This is a genomic window from Stutzerimonas urumqiensis (assembly GCF_003640395.1).
GTDB lineage: Bacteria > Pseudomonadota > Gammaproteobacteria > Pseudomonadales > Pseudomonadaceae > Stutzerimonas > Stutzerimonas urumqiensis.
This window is the reverse complement of the sequence record NZ_RBZQ01000001.1, coordinates 335,116-351,542: the sequence shown is the minus strand read 5'-3', so window position 1 is coordinate 351,542 and position 16,427 is coordinate 335,116. Positions and strand designations below refer to the sequence as shown.

Below are 16,427 nucleotides of genomic sequence, written 5' to 3'. Positions count from 1 at the left end.
TCCCAAAAAATTTTCGAAGTCTTCCAACGACTTAGAAATGGGGCACCGGCCCCCTGATTTGCGCAGGCCAGGGTTGGCCTGACCTCTACGGAGGGGAATAATGCGCGCTTTGCTTTCCGGAGTGCCCGAACGCCATGTGGTTTCGCAACCTGCTCGTCTATCGCCTCACGCAAGATGTTCCCTTCGATGCCGAAACGCTGGAAGCGGCGCTCGCGGCCAAGCAGGCGCGTCCCTGCAACAGTCAGGAGGTGAGCACCTATGGCTTCGTTGCGCCCTTCGGCAAGGGCGCCGATGCGCCGCTGGTCCATGTCAGCCAGGACTTCCTGCTGCTCGCCACCCGCAAGGAGGAGCGCATCCTGCCTGGCAGCGTGGTCAAGGACGCGCTGAAGGAGAAGATCGACGAGATCGAGGCCGAGCAGATGCGCAAGGTCTACAAGAAGGAGCGCGAGCAGCTGAAGGACGACATCGTGCAGGCGTTCCTGCCCCGCGCCTTCATCCGTAAATCCACGACCTTCGCTGCCATCGCGCCCTCGCAAGGGCTCATTCTGGTCGACTCCTCCAGCCACAAGCGCGCCGAGGATCTGCTGTCGACGCTGCGCGAAGCCATCGGCTCGCTGCCGGTGCGCCCGCTGACCGTCAAGGTCGCGCCGACCGCAACCCTGACCGAGTGGCTGAAAACGCAGCAGGCCGCCCCCGACTTCACCGTGCTGGACGAATGCGAGCTGCGCGATACCCATGAAGACGGCGGCGTGGTTCGTTGCAAACGCCAGGATTTGTCCAGCGACGAGATCCAGAATCACCTGGGCGCAGGCAAGCAGGTCACCCAGCTGTCGCTGGCCTGGCAGGACAAACTCAGCTTCATGCTGGACGACAAACTGGTGATCAAGCGCCTACGCTTCGAAGATCTCCTGCAAGACCAGGCCGAGCAGGATGGCGGAGATGATGCGCTCAGTCAGCAGGATGCGAGCTTCACGCTGATGATGCTGACCTTCACCGACTTCCTCCCCGCGCTGTTCGAAGCGCTCGGCGGGGAAGAAGTCCCGCAGGGCATCTGACGACCCCTCGTGGCCGGCACCCGCCGGCCACTTACTGCCCAGGACGCCACCATGCGCATGCTCGCCGCCATCAGCCGCTTCGTCGGCAATACCTTCGCCCTCTGGGTTCTGCTGTTCGCCATCCTGGCGTTTTACTTCCCCGCCTTCTTCGCGCCCGCCGCCAAGTGGATCGTGCCGCTGCTCGGGCTGGTCATGTTCGGCATGGGCCTTACGCTCAAGACCGAGGATTTTCGCGAAGTGGCGCGACGACCCGGACGGGTCGCGCTCGGCGTGGTCGCACAGTTCGTCATCATGCCCGGCGTAGCCTGGGTGCTGTGCAAGCTGCTCGGACTCCCCGACGAGATCGCCGTTGGCGTGATCCTCGTCGGCTGCTGCCCGGGCGGCACGGCGTCCAACGTGATGACCTGGTTCGCTCGTGGCGACGTCGCGCTGTCGGTGGCGATCACCTCTGTCACCACCCTGCTCGCACCGCTGGTCACCCCCGCCTTGATCTGGCTGCTGGCCTCGGCCTGGCTACCGGTCCAGTTCGGTGCGCTGTTCTGGTCCATCGTCCAGATCGTCCTGTTGCCGATCGCGCTCGGACTGATCGCCCAGCGGTTGCTGGGCAACCGTACCCAGGCGGCAATCCAGGTGCTGCCGCTGGTATCGGTGATCAGCATCGTGATCATCGTCGCCGCCGTGGTCGCGGTCAGTCAGGCGCGAATCGCCGAGTCAGGGCTGTTGATCATGGCAGTGGTGGTCCTGCATAACGGTCTGGGGCTGGCACTCGGTTACATTGCCGCCCGCCTGTTCGGTCTACCGCTGGCGCAGCGCAAGACGCTGTCCATCGAAGTCGGCATGCAGAACTCCGGTCTCGGCGCCGCCCTCGCCAGCGCGCATTTCTCGCCGCTGGCCGCCGTCCCGAGCGCGCTGTTCAGCGTCTGGCACAACCTGTCCGGTCCACTGCTCGCCACTGTCTTCCGACGCATGGACGACAAGGGCCCTAGCGACGGTCCCCACGCAGGGTAGCCACCATCGCTTGAAGCTGCTGCCGGCCTGTTTCCGGCGGCAGCGGCGATGCCGCCACCAGCGTGACCCGCGACCAGAAGCGGCGCAGAAACCCCTTCTGCGGATCGCGACTGAAAAAGCTGCCCCATAGCCCCTGCAACGCCATCGGCACGATCGGTACCGGGTGTTCCCGCACGATTCGCTCGATGCCGGCCTTGAACTCGTTGAGCTCGCCATCGCCGGTCAGGCGGCCTTCCGGAAAGATGCACACCAGCTCTCCGGCCGCCAGGTAGGCGCCAATGCGCTCGAATGCCCGCTCGAACACCTCGGCATCCTCGTTACGCCCGGCGATGGGCACCGCACCGGCCGTGCGGAAGATGAAGTTGAGCACTGGCAGACGGTAGATCTTGTAGTACATGACGAAACGGACCGGCCGCCGGACAGCGCCGCCGATCAGCAGCGCATCGACGTAAGAGACGTGGTTGCAGACCAGCACCGCCGGCCCCTCCTCCGGAATCGCCTCGAGGCCAACATGCCGCACGCGGTACATCGAATGCCCGAGCAGCCAGATGAGGAAGCGCATGGTGAATTCCGGAACGATCCTGAACAGATAGGTGTTGACCGCCACGTTCAACAGCGCCGCCAGCAGGAACAGATGCTCGATGGCCAGATCGGCGACCGAGAGCACGAGAATCGCCACCACCGCCGAGCCGACCATGAACAGCGCATTGAGAATGTTGTTCGCGGCAATGACGCGAGAGCGCTCCTGCTCCGGCGTGCGCGACTGGATGAGCGCATACAGCGGCACAATGTAGAAGCCGCCGAACAGCCCAAGCCCCAGCACATCCAGCAACACGGGCCATGCCTCGCCCATGCGCAGCAGCCCGAGCCAGTCGAGCGTCTCGGCCGGTGGCTGAACGGACGAGGCGTGCCACCACAGCAGCAGGCCGAACAGGGTCAGGCCCAGGGAGCCGAAGGGCACCAGGCCGATCTCGACCTTGCCGCCTGACAGCCGCTCGCACAGCACCGACCCCAGCGCGATGCCGACCGAGAACACGGTGAGGATCAGCGTCACGACACTTTCATCGCCGTTCAGGTTGAGCTTGGCGAATTCGGGAATCTGAGTGAGGTAGGTGGCGCCGAGGAACCAGAACCAGGAATTGCCGACCAGCGAGCGGGACACCGACAGGCGCTGCGAAAAGCCAAGCCGCAGGATTTGCCATGACTGACGCAGGATGTTCCAGTCCAGCGCCAGTGTCGGCAGCGCCGCAGCCGCTATCGGAATACGGCGACTCGCCAGGTAGCCGGTTACCGCCAAGACAACCACCGCGAGGCCGATGCTGATCGCGTAGTCGCTGCGCGCCATGAGCAGCCCGGCCAGGATGGTTCCACCGAGAATCGCAAGGAAGGTGCCGGTCTCGACCAGCGCATTGCCGCCCACCAGTTCCGACTCGGCGAGGTGCTGTGGCAACAGGGAATATTTCACCGGCCCGAACAAAGCCGATTGCGTTCCCATCGCGAACAGCACGATCAAAAGCAGCGGCAGGTTGCCGAGCCATAGCCCGATCGCGCCGGCCAGCATGATGACGATTTCCGCCGCCTTGATCAGCCGAATGAGTCGGTCCTTGGCGAATTTCTCGCCAATCTGCCCTCCCAACGCGGAAAAGAGAAAGAACGGCAGGATGAACAACAGCGCGCAGAAGTTCACCAGCAGGCTCTTGTCCGCCTGGGTGCCGAGCTTGTAGAGGATCGCCAGAACCAGCGCCTGCTTGAACAGGTTGTCGTTGAATGCGCCCAGCAGCTGGGTCAGGAAGAAGGGCAGGAAGCGCCGGGTGCGCAGGAGCGCGAATTGCGAGCGTGGAGTCATGTCGTCCATCCTTGGAACAGGTCGATGAGGCCGTTAGATCGGTAGCTGGCCGAAGGCCCAGCGCAGGAGGAAAAAGGCCACCAGTCCGCCAGCAATGGTGGCGAGCAAATGGCGGGTGAGCGCGGCGATGACGATCGCCAACACGCCGGCCAGCAGGTAGGCGTTGTCCCAGCGCAGCGCCCATTCGCCGGTCGGCATGAGCATGCCCGGCACGACGATGGCGGTGAGCACGGCCACGGGAACGTAATGGAGGCCCTGCTCCACCAGGTGCGGGAAACGCAGACGGGGCCAGGCGAAGAAGCTGTAGCGCGTCAGGAAGGTGATCACCAGCATTCCGAGGATCAGCAGCCACGTATCCATCAGGCGAGGGCTCCTTTTTCAGCGCTCGCCCGGCGCTCCAGCCACACACCGACCACGATGCCGCCGATCGCCGCGGCGATGAGACCGAGCTTGTAGGGCCAGCTCCAGGTCGCCAGCGCCACCAGGGCCGCGACCGCCGCCGATGCAACCTGCGGTCGCGTCCGCATCATCGGCACGGCGATGCCGATGAAGGTAGCGATCATGGCGAAATCCAGGCCCCAGCTCGCGAGATCCGGCACCGCGCGCCCGAAGGCGATACCGACCGCCGTCGACGCCTGCCAGTTGAGGTACATGGCCAGCCCGGCACCCAGGAAGAACCAGTGCTTGTAGCGCGAGTCATCCTCGCGGGCGTACCGGTGCTGGATCACCGCATAGGCCTCGTCCGTCAACCAGAACGCCAAGGGCATGCGCCAGTGCGCCGGCAGGTGGCGCACGAACGGCTGCATCGATGCGCTGTACAGCGCGTGGCGCAGGTTCACCACGAAGGTAGTCAGCAACACGACCAGCGCGCCGACGCCGCCGGCGAGCAAGGTGATGGCGATGAACTGCGCGGAGCCGGCGAAGACCAGCGCCGACATGCCCATCGTTTGCCAGGGCGACAGGCCGGCGCCGGATGCGAGCGTGCCGAAGATGATGCCGAATGGAACCGCCCCGACCACCAGCGGCAGGATATCGCGGGCTCCGTTTAGGAATTCGTGCGAGCGGGACATGGGATCTCCTTTGAGCGCAGCAGCTTACTCGACCGCAGGCGCCACGGGGAGTCGAGCAGCCCTCACTGACAGAAGCGTCCCTCCAGAAGTGCCTTGGCCGCCGGCCATTCGCGGTCAGTCAGGCTATACAGCACGGTATCGTCGAGCCGGCCGTCGGCCAGCCGCCGATGATTGCGCAGGACACCTTCCCGCTGGGCGCCCAGTTTCTCGATCGCACGCTGCGAGCGCAGGTTGCCCAAGGCGGTCTTGAGCTGGATGCGCACGAATTGCCATTCCTCGAAGGCCTGACGCAGCATCAGGTACTTCATCGAATCGTTGAGCCCGGTCCCGTGCTGCGCCTTGTCGAGCCAGGTCCAGCCGATCTCGGCCGCCGGCAACGTCGGCAGAAAATCGCCATAGCGGGTCGTGCCGACCACGCGATCCAGCAATCGCACGGTGAAGACCACCGCCCGCGCCTCACGCTGCTCGGCCAATGCCTGGCGATACCAGTCAGGCCGCAGCGGTCCGTTCAGGTACGCCAGCTCCGCTCGATTCTGCATGGCCAGGTCGACCAGCTCCGGTATGTCGGCGTCGATCATCGGGTCGAGCCGTAACCCGCCTCGCTGCAACATCACGGGCGTGGGCGTGAACATGTCGTGTGTCCTCCTCGGGGCTATCGGTGCCTGCCTGGCAGCCGACAGCCTGTGTGATCCTCGGGCTGCGCCGAAGTGCCTTGGGTCCGGCATATTCTGTCCGCGCCTGCGACCAGAAACCCCATGCGACGATCGTCGCAGCCAGCACGCCGCACGCCAATCAAACATGCTAAATAGCCGGCACGCGGCTACCGATCCGGCTGACGGACGATGGCGGCCCTCTTCACAGCTTGCGGCGACAGGGCTTGCCCGCGCCGAACCTCGACATTCTCGGAGTATGCATGTCCCTGTCCAGCGGGCTCATCGCCCTGGTGGCCCTTGCCTACATGGCCGTTCTGTTCGCCATCGCGTTCTACGGTGACCGGCGCAAGGGGCCGATGTCGCCGCGCGTGCGCGCCTGGGTCTACAGCCTGTCGCTGGCCGTGTATTGCACGAGCTGGACGTTCTTCGGCTCGGTCGGCCAGGCCGCCGAGCAGCTCTGGGCGTTTCTGCCGATCTACCTGGGTCCGGTTCTGCTGCTGCTGTTCGGCCCGCAGATCATCCAGAAGATGCTGCTGATCAGCAAACAGGAAAATATCACCTCGATCGCCGACTTCATCGCCGCGCGTTACGGCAAGTCGCAACTGCTGGCGATCGTCGTGACGCTGATCTGCCTCGTCGGGGTGCTGCCCTACATCGCTTTGCAACTCAAGGGCATCGTGCTCGGCGTCAACCTGCTCAGCGGTGGCAGCGCCGAAAGCGTCGGCACGCGCGCGCTGGACACCGCGCTCATCGTGTCGATCGCCCTGGCGCTGTTCACCGTGCTGTTCGGTACGCGCAACCTGGATGTGACCGAGCACCACCGCGGCATGGTGCTGGCCATTGCCTTCGAGTCCATCGTCAAGCTGCTCGCCTTCCTCGCGGTGGGCGCCTTCGTCACCTACGGCCTGTACGACGGCCCCGGCGAGCTGCTGGCGCAGGCACACGAGGCGCCCCGCCTGGCGCGCTATTGGGAGGAGACGGTCAACTGGCCGTCGATGCTGGTGCAGACGATGGTGGCGATGATGGCTTTCATCTGCCTGCCGCGGCAGTTCCACGTCGCCGTCGTGGAAAACACCGACCCGCGGGACTTTCGCCTGGCCCGCTGGGTGTTTTCCCTCTACCTGGTGCTCGCGGCGCTGTTCGTGGTGCCGATCGCGCTGGCCGGCCAGATCCGGTTGCCGGCCGGTATCGTTCCGGATTCCTTCGTCATCAGCCTGCCGCTGGCCGAAGCGCATCCGGGGCTCGCCCTGCTCGCTTTCATCGGCGGCGCCTCCGCGGCCACCGGCATGGTGATCGTCGCCAGCGTCGCGCTATCGACGATGGTCTCCAACGACATCCTGCTGCCCTGGCTTCTGCGTCGGCAAAAAACCGAGCGGCCGTTCGAGGAGTTTCGCCACTGGATGCTGTCGGTTCGGCGGCTCAGCATCCTCGTGATGCTGATGCTCGCGTACGTCAGCTACAGGCTGCTCGGCTCCACCGCCAGTCTCGCAACGATCGGGCAGATCGCCTTCGCGGCCGTGACGCAGCTCGCACCGGCCATGTTCGGCGCGCTTTACTGGAAGCCGGCGAATCGGCGCGGCGTTTTCGCCGGGCTCACGGCGGGCGCTCTGATCTGGTTCTACACGCTGATCCTGCCGCTGGTTGCGGTGGGTCTGGACTGGCCACTGGCGCTCTTCCCGGGCTTGTCGTGGCTACGCGCGCAGGCAGCGCAGCTGGGCGTTTCGCCGCTTACGCTGGGCGTCGTGCTGTCGCTGGCGGGTAATTTCCTGCTGTTCTTCTGGGGCTCGATCATCACCCGCACGCGGGTCTCGGAGCATTGGCAGGCAAGCCGATTCATCGGCCAGGAGATCCCACCGCAGGCCGGCAGCCGTCGCCTGCTGGCCATGCAGGTACAGGACCTGCTCGCCCTCGCCTCGCGCTTCGTTGGCGCCGAACGTGCGCACGACAGCTTCAAACGCTTCGCCAGGCGCCAGGGCCAGTCCTTCACGCCCAAGGAGCCGGCCGATACCAAGTGGATCGCGCACACCGAGCGCCTGCTCGCCGGGGTGCTCGGCGCTTCCTCGACCCGCGCCGTGGTCAAGGCCGCACTCGAAGGTCGCCAGATGGAGGTCGAGGATGTCGTGCGCATCGTCGGCGAGGCATCCGAGGTGCTGGAATTCAATCGCGCACTGTTGCAGGGCGCGATCGAGAACATCACCCAGGGCATCAGCGTGGCGGACAAGTCGCTACGCCTGGTGGCCTGGAACCATCGCTACCTCGAGCTGTTCGATTACCCGGAGGGGCTGATCAGCGTGGGCCGCCCTATCGCCGACATCATCCGCTACAACGCCAGTCGCGGCCTTCTCGGCCCCGGCGACATCGAGGAGCATGTCGCCAAGCGGCTCTACTGGATGGAACTCGGCACCCCGCACACCTCGGAGCGGCTGTTTCCCAACGGCCGGGTCGTCGAACTCATCGGCAATCCGATGCCGGGCGGCGGTTTCGTCATGAGCTTCACCGACATCACCGCCTTCCGCAGCGCCGAGCAGGCGCTCAAAGAGGCCAACGAAGGGCTCGAGCAGCGGGTCAACGAGCGCACGCGCGAACTCTCGGCGCTGAACCAGGCGCTCATCGAAGCCAAGAGCACCGCCGAGCTGGCCAACCAGTCGAAGACGCGCTTCCTCGCTGCGGTCAGCCATGACCTCATGCAGCCACTGAATGCGGCGAGGCTTTTCTCCGCCGCCCTCTCGCACCAGGAAAACAGCCTCAACGACGACACCCGCACGCTGGTCCGCCACCTCGACAGCTCACTGCGCTCCGCCGAAGACCTGATCGCCGACCTGCTCGATATCTCACGCCTGGAAAGCGGCCGCATCACACCCGAGCGCAACGCATTCGCGCTGGCTGCGCTGTTCGATACGCTTGGCGCCGAATTTGCGGTTCTGGCGCAGGAACAGGGGGTCGATTTCCGCGTGCGGGGCAGCCGCTTGCGAATCGAGAGCGACATCAAGCTGCTTCGACGAATCCTGCAGAACTTCCTGACCAATGCTTTCCGCTACGCCAAAGGGCGTGTCGTACTGGGCGCGCGTCGCGAGGGCAACGCCCTGCGACTCGAGGTATGGGATCGGGGACCGGGCATTCCGGAGGACAAGCGCAACGAAATTTTCGAGGAGTTCAAGCGCCTCGACAGCCATCAGACCCGCGCCGAAAAAGGCCTGGGATTGGGACTGGCGATCGCCGACGGCCTGTGCCGCGTGCTGGGTCATCGCATCACGGTCCGCTCGTGGGTCGGCAAAGGCAGCGTATTCGCCGTCACCGTTCCGCTCGCCCGCCCCGTCAGCACGCCAAAGGTGGCGATCGCCACGCCGCACGAACCCCACGCGAAGCCACTGGGCGGGATCCAGGTGCTCTGCATCGATAACGAGGACAGCATCCTGACCGGCATGCATAGCCTGCTTTCACGGTGGGGATGCCAGGTATGGACTGCACGCAATCGTCTCGAATGCGAACACCTGCTGGCCGAAGACGTACAGCCACAGTTGGCCTTGGTGGATTACCACCTGGATGAGGGCGATACCGGTGCGCAACTGATGGCCTGGCTGAGAACGCGGCTAGGAAGCCCCTTGCCGGGCGTGGTCATCAGCGCCGATGGCAGGGCCGATCTGGTGGCGGAGATTCACGCCGCAGGGCTGGATTTCCTGGCCAAGCCGGTCAAGCCGGCTGCATTACGCGCCATCATCAGCAGGCACGTTACGCTGCGCTGAATGGATCAGCCGCGGCTGATCGGGTGACGCTTGAGCAGACGTCTCGCCTCGGGCAAGCCCTGGGCGGCGGCCTGCTCCAGCCAGTGGCGCGCCTGCGTCGGCTCGGCATGTCGAGGCTGGATGTAGAGTCGGCCGAGTTCCAGCTGCGCCTGCGGATCCCCGGCCCGTGCCGCCTGACGCAACAGCTCCAGACCGATCCGCCGGTCGCGAGCGCTTTCGCATGCCGAACACAGCAGGTGCCCAAGGCGGCTCTGCGCCTCGATGTCTCCTTCGCGCGCAGGCTGTTTCAAGAGGCTACCGGCGATGCGCTTGACGCTATCCGTACGCGCCAACCGCTGATTGTCCAGCAGCCAGCCTGCGACGCGAACCGGCAGCGCCGAGGACGAGGATGGGGAAAAACGGTTTCTCATGCGACTCGGGTGAAAAGCCTTGAAGGCTGCGCACTGTACTCCGATTTTTCTGGAGATAAAGACTTGTCGAAACGCCTAATTTGCGATCCACCCTTCACCCGCAAGCTATCCACAAATCCTGTGGATAACTCTGTTGAAAAGCTGGCGAAAACGTCGTGAAGGCCTGAACCCACGGCGCCCGGACTCAAACTGGCGGTTTTTTCGCCAGAAAAATAAATCTTTTAAAATCAATTGGTTAGGTTGATTAATAACCAAACGAAAAGAGCGCGACATGTTGTCATAAGCGCTTGACAGGGTCAGGGCAGAAATGTGTACAAGTCTTCGGCCGCTTCACGGCCAACTGTTGTGGAACGCCTTGCGCGCAAGGTTCGCACGATAGCCCACCGGGAGCGAAGCACACGGACCGAAGGGAGCCTTGTGGGGTGCCGCTCGGTGCCTGTTCGCTGGCAATGCGCCATCGCGCCACGGAACGAGCCGGCCACAAAGACGAAGCCCCCGGAACTCATCGTTCCGAGGGCTTCGTTAGGTATGGCGGAGAGATAGGGATTCGAACCCTAGGTACCCGCGAAGGTACAACGGATTTCGAATCCGTCCCGTTCGGCCACTCCGGCATCTCTCCAGCGGCGCGAATCATAAGCACGATTCGCCTCTTTGTCGACCCCATTTCTCTGCCAAATCAGCAAGATGGGGTCTTTGCGATCAGCGAGTCAGGCGGATCAGCGCTTCCTCATACTTTTCCGCGGTCTTTCGAGCGACGTCGGCCGGCACCCGGGGCGCCGGGGGCTGCTTGTTCCAGCCGGTGGATTCCAGCCAGTCACGAATGAACTGCTTGTCGAAACTTGGCGGGCTCATGCCTTCCTCGTACCCATCGGCCGGCCAGAAGCGGCTCGAATCGGGTGTAAGCGCTTCGTCCATCAGGACCAGCGTGCCCGACTCATCCAGCCCGAACTCGAACTTGGTGTCGGCGATGATGATGCCGCGCGTCGCTGCGTATTCGGCCGCTGCGCGGTACAGGGCAAGCGCCGTATCACGCACCTTGCCGGCCAGATCGGCTCCGATCAACGCCTCGCATCGAGCAAAGGAAATGTTCTCGTCGTGGTCGCCGACCGCCGCCTTCGTCGAAGGCGTGAAGATGGGCTCCGGCAGTTTGGACGCTTCCTTCAAGCCTGCCGGCAGAGGGATCGCACACACCGTTCCGGCACGCTGGTATTCCTTCCAGCCCGAGCCTGCGATGTAGCCCCGCACGATGGCTTCGACAGCGATGGGCTTCAGCCGCTTCGCTACCACTGCCCGACCGTTCACCTGCTCCAGGGCATGCGACGGAACCACGTCCTCGACCCGGTCGCCGGTGAGGTGGTTGGGCACGAGCGAGCTCAGCTTGTCGAACCAGAAATTCGAGATGGCCGTCAGAATCTTGCCTTTGCCTGGAATCGGATCGTCCAGAATGACATCGAACGCAGAGAGGCGATCACTCGCGACCATGAGCATCCGCCGGTCGTCGATCTCGTAAAGATCACGGACTTTGCCGGAATAGATTTTTTTCAGGCCGATATCGATGTTAGCGATCATGTGGATTCGTCTCGGAAGAAACAGGCGCACCCGCGTGCGCCTGGTCGATTGCGCCGGATCAGCCCAGGTTGGCCTGGATCAGCGATAGCACGCGACGTGCCGTTTCTTCGGGCGCAACAGTGTCGATGCTCTTGTCCAGCGAAACATGGACGGCACCCCCTACAGTCGTCAGGCGCAGCTGATAGCGCTCGGCACGCGCTTCGATTTCTTCCTCGTCCGGCTCGCTGCCGAACAAGCGCCCGAAGAACCCCGGCTTCTCGTCCGGACGCTCGGCGCCCTCAGCCAAGTTGACGTAGTAAATGCCCTGGCTCCGGTTGAGATCGTCAACACGGACATCGGCAGCCTCGAGCGCACGCCCCACAGCGGACCAGGCCCGCTCGAAGTCGGTCGACAACTGCAACACCGGGTTGCCATTGCCATCCTCCTCGAGGACGACACGGGCCGGCGCATCGTATTCGCGCTCGGCCAGGAGGGATACCGACGCACCCTGCGTTGCACCACCACTGGCCAGCGAGGCCAGCAAGTCATCGAGCAAGGCGGCATCGAACGCCTCGTTGACCGACTCATCAGCCCATGCGGCCTCGGCCTGGCTGTCGGCTGCGCGGGAAGCGCTCAACACGAAGATCTCACTGGTCCCACGCTGTACGCCGGGCTCGACCCGCACTCGTACGCGCGTATCGCTGGATGGTTCGGTCAACCGGCGAGCCAGCGCCGCTGGCAGCGCTTCGCCCGATTGCCATTCAGTGACCAGCTCGCCGGTTTGCGGACGCTCCTCATCGATGACGAACCCGGACTGCACCAGGTATTCGCGAACGCTGGACCAAGCCTGCGCGGGCGGACGCAGCGCCACCAACCAGCGTCGATCGCCTTCGCGTTGCAAGCTGAAGTCGCTTGCCTGGAGGGCGACCTGAAGCTTCGGCGGGCGCGGCACCTCGTAATCATCCTGGTGACTGGGCGCCGGGATCTGCTCGGGAATCGGAAGCAAGGGGTCGAGCGAACGGGTGTTGGTATTGGGCGGCGTCTCGATCGGTGCGGTCTGACGCGCAGTCAGGTAATCATTGCCGCGGTCACGAAAGTAGCCCTCCTCGCCCCAAAGCCAGCCACAACCGCCAAGACTGGCAGCGGCCACGAAGACCGGGAGAAGACACAAGCGGCGATCCATCATTGCAGAACTCCAGACTGACGCATGGCCTGACGCAGCGGTTCATGGCAGCGCGGGCTCAGCCAGGTCAGGGGTAGACGAATGCCGCCGGGCATCAGGCCCATTTCGTGCAGCGCCCACTTCACCGGGATCGGGTTGGCCTCGATGAACAGGGTTTGATGAAGCGGCATCAAGGTCTGATGAATCGCTCGGGCCTTCTCCGCCTCGCCAGCCATCGCAGCCGCGCACAGCTCGCTCATGCCGCGCGGCGCCACGTTGGCCGTTACCGAGATGTTGCCCTTGCCGCCCATGAGCATCAGCTCCACCGCGGTCGCGTCATCGCCGGAATAGACGAGGAAGTCGTCAGGCACCCGGTCCAACACCTCGCGAGCGCGCTGCAGATCACCGGTCGCTTCCTTGATCCCGATGATGTTGCGTACGGCTGCCAGACGCTCCACGGTCTCCGGCAGCATGTCGCAGGCCGTTCGCCCCGGGACGTTGTAGAGGATCTGCGGAATATCGACCGCCTCGGCGATGAAACGGAAGTGCTGGTACAGCCCCTCCTGCGTCGGCTTGTTGTAATAGGGCGTGACCAGCAGACAGGCATCCGCACCGGCCTGCTTGGCGTGGGTCGTCAGCTCGACGGCCTCGGTGGTGGAATTAGCGCCGGTGCCTGCGATGACCGGAATGCGGCCATCAACCTGGCGAACCACACGACGGATGACTTCTATATGCTCTTCGACCGTCAGCGTCGCCGATTCACCGGTGGTGCCGACTGCGACGATCGCGTTGGTGCCTTCCTGCAGGTGGAAGTCGACGAGCTTGCTCAGGCTGTCCCAATCGAGACCGCCTTGCGTATCCATGGGCGTGACAAGCGCCACCATACTGCCCGCAATCATGCATCCACCCTCGCCGGAAAACAGAGGGCGTAATGCTACAAGGCTCGCCTGGGTTTTGCGATAGTCGTACCCGTTTCCCGGCGCCCCGCAGACAGGGGTCGATTCCATCAGGCAGCAGATTTGGCTACCCTTAGCCGTTTTCCGCTCCGGCTTCCGGGCGGTCCGTTATCAGGAAGGCTGCATGTCCACCGCACCCGTTCGCGAACAATTCCTCGTCATCAGTGCCTTGGGGCCGAACCCCATGGAAATGACCAACGTGCTCTCGCGCACCAGTCATGAGAATCGCTGCGCACTGGTCAGCTCGCGCCTGACCCGTCACGGGGAATTCAGCGCCCTGGTGCTTCAGGTTTCAGGAAGCTGGGATGCCCTCGCCCGCATGGAGTCGGCATTGCCAGGCCTGGCGAAGAAGCATGGATTCACGACCGATGTGGTTCGTAGCGCCGCGCTCGAAGTACGCCCGCAGGCCCTGCCTTACGTCGCCTACGTCAGCGCGGCCTATCGACCGGACATCCTCAGCGAACTGTGTCAGTTCTTCAGCGATCATCGGGTCGAACTCGAGAGCATTACCTGCGATACCTACCTGGCTCCGCAAACCGGCGGCACCATGCTGAATGCCTCGCTGACGGTCACGCTACCACCGGGCACCCAGATCAGCTGGTTGCGCGACCAGTTCTTGGACTTTGCCGATGCGCTGAACCTGGATGCACTCATCGAGCCCTGGCGGCCGCAAACGAACTGAGGCAGGCATGACCGTCACCATCGACCACCCCATCCCCGATTTCACGGCGGACGCAACCCGCTCCCGAACCGTCATGCCCGGCGAACTGCGTGGACGCCAGTTCGTGCTGTTCTTCTACCCGAAGGACAACACACCGGGCTGCACGACGGAGAGCCAGGGCTTCCGCGATCGGTACGCGGCCTTCCTGGCGGCGAACACCGAGGTTTTCGGCGTTTCGCGCGACAGCCTTCGGTCCCATGAAAACTTCCGCAGCAAACAGGCACTTCCTTTTGATCTGATCTCCGATCCGGACGAAACGCTGTGTGCCTTGTTCGATGTCATCAAGCTCAAGAAGCTGTACGGCAAGGAGTATCTGGGCATCGACCGCAGCACCTTTCTCATCGACGCCAACGGCATACTTCGGCAGGCATGGCGCTCGGTGAAAGTGCCCGGCCACGTCGAAGCCGTTCTCGAAGCGGCACAGACGCTCAACACCCCGACCTGATCGCTCCGCCTACTGGCTCGCCTTGCGCAGCCAGTAGCGAAACACCCCTTCTTCCAGTCGCTCATCCAGCAGCTCATGGCCGGCAAGGCGAGCAAAGCTTCGAAAATCCCGTTGGGAGCCGGGATCGGTCGCAAGAATCTTCAGGACCGCACCTGGCGCCAGCCGGTTCAGCTCGAGCTTGGCCTTGAGCAACGGCATCGGGCAGTTCAGCCCCCTGGCATCCACTTCGGCATCGTGGGCAATGTTCGACTCAGGCATGGTGCCCCCCAAAAACCATCAGGATACCGGGCAAGCTCAAGCACTGGCCAGCCAACTGACCGCAAGGCTACAGTAGCGGGCCAACTGCTTTCCGGACACGCCTGGATGAAAACGCTGCTGCGCCCGACTCTGCTGACCCTCGCCTGCGCCCTTGGCACTCCGGTGCTGGCGGCGAGCGACTTGCCCGCATTGGGTGACGCGAGCTCCAGCATCGTCTCACCGGAACAGGAATACCGTCTCGGCCGCGCCTGGCTGAGCCTGCTGCGAAGCCAGGTCGAGCAGCTTTCGGACCCCCTGCTCAAAAGCTATCTGGAAAGCAGCGTCTATCGCCTCGCGGAGAGCAGCCAGCTGGAGGATCGGCGCCTTGAGTTCGTGCTTCTGGACAGTCCGCAACTCAACGCATTCGCCGCCCCCGGCGGGATCATTGGCGTCAACGGAGGGCTTTTCCTCAACGCGCAAACCGAAGCGGAATACGCCTCGGTGCTGGCCCATGAATTGGCGCACCTGTCGCAACGCCATTTCGCGCGTGGGCTCGAGGCACAGCAACGCATGCAGCTTCCACTGATGGCCGCCCTGCTCGCCGGCGTCGTGGCTGCCGCCGCCGGTGCCGGAGACGCGGGAATCGCCGCGATCGCCTCGACCCAGGCCGCCGCCATCCAGGCTCAGCGCAGTTTTTCTCGCCAGAACGAACAGGAAGCCGATCGCATCGGCCTACTCAACCTGGAACGGGCCGGCTATGACCCGCGGGCGATGCCCAGCATGTTCGAGCGGCTCGCACGCCAGTATCGCTACGATCAGAAGCCGCCCGAGTTCCTGATGACGCACCCGGTCACCGAGTCCCGTATCGCCGATACGCGTAACCGGGCCGAGCAGTATGACGGCGGCGGTACCACGGACAGCCTCCGCTATCAGCAGATGCGCGCGCGGGTTCAATTGCATTTCGAGCTCAGCCCCGGCATGGCGGCGAAGCGCTTCCGCGCCGAACTCGACGAAAACCCCGACGCACTCGCTGCCCGTTACGGGCTGGCATTGGCGCAGATGAAAAACGGCCAGCTCGAGGAAGCCCGGACCGAGCTGGAAAGGCTGCTGGCGCAGGCCCCGGATGATCTGGTCTACAACCTTGCGATGGCCGAGCTGGAGGTCATGGAGGGGCGACTTGCCGCGGCGCGCAAACGCGTCGATCGCCTGCTCAGCCTCCTGCCAACCAGCTACCCCGTACGGCAGCTGAACATCGAGCTGCTGCTCAAGGAAGACAAGACGGCCGAGGCCGAACGGGCGTTGGAACAACTGGTCGCCGATCGCCCGAAAGATCCCGACGTCTGGTATCAGGTTGCCGAAGTCAGGGGGCTTACAGGAAACATCGTTGGCTTACATGAAGCACGAGCCGAGTATTTCGCCCTCATCGGCGACTACGACCAAGCCATACAGCAGCTGGATTTCGCCAAGCGCCGTTCCGATAACTTCCAGACTGCCGCGCGCATCGATGCCCGGCAGCGGGAACTCATGGAAGAGAGACGAATGATCGAGCAGATGCTCGGTTGAGCAACGGTCG

General features: G+C 63.9%; 15 protein-coding genes and 1 tRNA gene. 6 read left to right on the top strand and 10 right to left on the bottom strand.

Annotated features, from left to right (window positions below):
- The first annotated feature begins 134 nt into the window (after nt 1–134).
- Entirely contained in the window at nt 135–1,055 is a 921-nt protein-coding gene (rdgC, locus tag D7325_RS01845) for a recombination-associated protein RdgC (RefSeq protein WP_120993495.1), read from the top strand.
- Between the two features lie 51 nt (nt 1,056–1,106).
- Complete coding sequence (locus tag D7325_RS01840) at nt 1,107–2,063, top strand: bile acid:sodium symporter family protein (protein ID WP_120993493.1); 957 nt, start codon at nt 1,107–1,109, stop codon at nt 2,061–2,063.
- Here D7325_RS01840 and D7325_RS01835 read toward each other — a convergent pair.
- The 4 genes from D7325_RS01835 to D7325_RS01820 all read right to left on the bottom strand — a co-directional run bounded on the left by D7325_RS01835 (nt 2,038) and on the right by D7325_RS01820 (nt 5,611).
- Nucleotides 2,038–3,909 carry an MFS transporter gene (locus D7325_RS01835; protein ID WP_120993492.1) on the bottom strand — a complete coding sequence of 624 codons (1,872 nt, stop codon included), beginning with the start codon at nt 3,907–3,909 and terminating at the stop codon, nt 2,038–2,040. The two genes, D7325_RS01840 and D7325_RS01835, sit on opposite strands and share 26 nt — an antisense overlap.
- Before the next feature lie 33 nt (nt 3,910–3,942).
- Nucleotides 3,943–4,269 (bottom strand): AzlD domain-containing protein, encoded by a 327-nt coding sequence (locus D7325_RS01830; RefSeq protein WP_120993490.1) that lies wholly within the window; start codon nt 4,267–4,269, stop codon nt 3,943–3,945.
- Nucleotides 4,269–4,979 carry an AzlC family ABC transporter permease gene (locus D7325_RS01825; RefSeq protein ID WP_120993489.1) on the bottom strand — a complete coding sequence of 237 codons (711 nt, stop codon included), beginning with the start codon at nt 4,977–4,979 and terminating at the stop codon, nt 4,269–4,271. The genes D7325_RS01830 and D7325_RS01825 overlap by 1 nt, the downstream gene beginning before the upstream one ends.
- A gap of 62 nt (nt 4,980–5,041) precedes the next feature.
- The gene (locus D7325_RS01820; RefSeq protein ID WP_120993487.1) at nt 5,042–5,611 is read right to left on the bottom strand and encodes a GNAT family N-acetyltransferase; all 570 of its coding nucleotides are present in this window, start codon (nt 5,609–5,611) and stop codon (nt 5,042–5,044) included.
- A 281-nt stretch (nt 5,612–5,892) separates the two neighbouring features.
- Between D7325_RS01820 and D7325_RS01815 the strand changes: the two genes are divergently transcribed.
- Nucleotides 5,893–9,375, top strand: coding sequence for a hybrid sensor histidine kinase/response regulator (locus D7325_RS01815; protein WP_120993485.1), 3,483 nt, complete (start codon nt 5,893–5,895; stop codon nt 9,373–9,375).
- Nucleotides 9,376–9,380: 5 nt separating this feature from the next.
- Here D7325_RS01815 and D7325_RS01810 read toward each other — a convergent pair whose 3' ends face one another.
- The 5 genes from D7325_RS01810 to dapA all read right to left on the bottom strand — a co-directional run bounded on the left by D7325_RS01810 (nt 9,381) and on the right by dapA (nt 13,394).
- A complete protein-coding gene (locus D7325_RS01810; protein WP_120993483.1) occupies nt 9,381–9,785 on the bottom strand; it encodes a tetratricopeptide repeat protein in 405 nt (134 codons plus the stop codon).
- A gap of 529 nt (nt 9,786–10,314) precedes the next feature.
- Nucleotides 10,315–10,404, bottom strand: a tRNA-Ser gene (locus tag D7325_RS01805).
- A gap of 80 nt (nt 10,405–10,484) precedes the next feature.
- Nucleotides 10,485–11,354: a phosphoribosylaminoimidazolesuccinocarboxamide synthase gene (locus tag D7325_RS01800; RefSeq protein WP_120993481.1), complete on the bottom strand. Its 870-nt coding sequence runs from the start codon at nt 11,352–11,354 to the stop codon at nt 10,485–10,487.
- Between the two features lie 58 nt (nt 11,355–11,412).
- Nucleotides 11,413–12,516, bottom strand: coding sequence for an outer membrane protein assembly factor BamC (bamC, locus tag D7325_RS01795; RefSeq protein WP_120994109.1), 1,104 nt, complete (start codon nt 12,514–12,516; stop codon nt 11,413–11,415).
- Complete coding sequence (gene dapA / locus D7325_RS01790; RefSeq protein WP_120993479.1) at nt 12,516–13,394, bottom strand: 4-hydroxy-tetrahydrodipicolinate synthase; 879 nt, start codon at nt 13,392–13,394, stop codon at nt 12,516–12,518. The genes bamC and dapA overlap by 1 nt, the downstream gene beginning before the upstream one ends.
- Nucleotides 13,395–13,575: 181 nt before the next feature.
- On the opposite strand from dapA, the gene D7325_RS01785 reads away from it, so the two are divergent.
- Both D7325_RS01785 and D7325_RS01780 read left to right on the top strand, forming a co-directional pair.
- Nucleotides 13,576–14,133, top strand: a complete 558-nt coding sequence (locus tag D7325_RS01785) for a glycine cleavage system transcriptional repressor (RefSeq protein ID WP_120993477.1) — start codon at nt 13,576–13,578, stop codon at nt 14,131–14,133.
- 7 nt (nt 14,134–14,140) lie between these two features.
- Nucleotides 14,141–14,617, top strand: coding sequence for a peroxiredoxin (locus D7325_RS01780; protein ID WP_120993475.1), 477 nt, complete (start codon nt 14,141–14,143; stop codon nt 14,615–14,617).
- A 9-nt stretch (nt 14,618–14,626) separates the two neighbouring features.
- Here the strand turns inward: D7325_RS01780 and D7325_RS01775 are convergent, their stop codons facing one another.
- Entirely contained in the window at nt 14,627–14,875 is a 249-nt protein-coding gene (locus D7325_RS01775; RefSeq protein ID WP_120993473.1) for a sulfurtransferase TusA family protein, read from the bottom strand.
- 105 nt (nt 14,876–14,980) lie between these two features.
- On the opposite strand from D7325_RS01775, the gene D7325_RS01770 reads away from it, so the two are divergent.
- A complete protein-coding gene (locus D7325_RS01770; protein WP_120993471.1) occupies nt 14,981–16,417 on the top strand; it encodes a M48 family metalloprotease in 1,437 nt (478 codons plus the stop codon).
- Nucleotides 16,418–16,427: the final 10 nt, after the last annotated feature.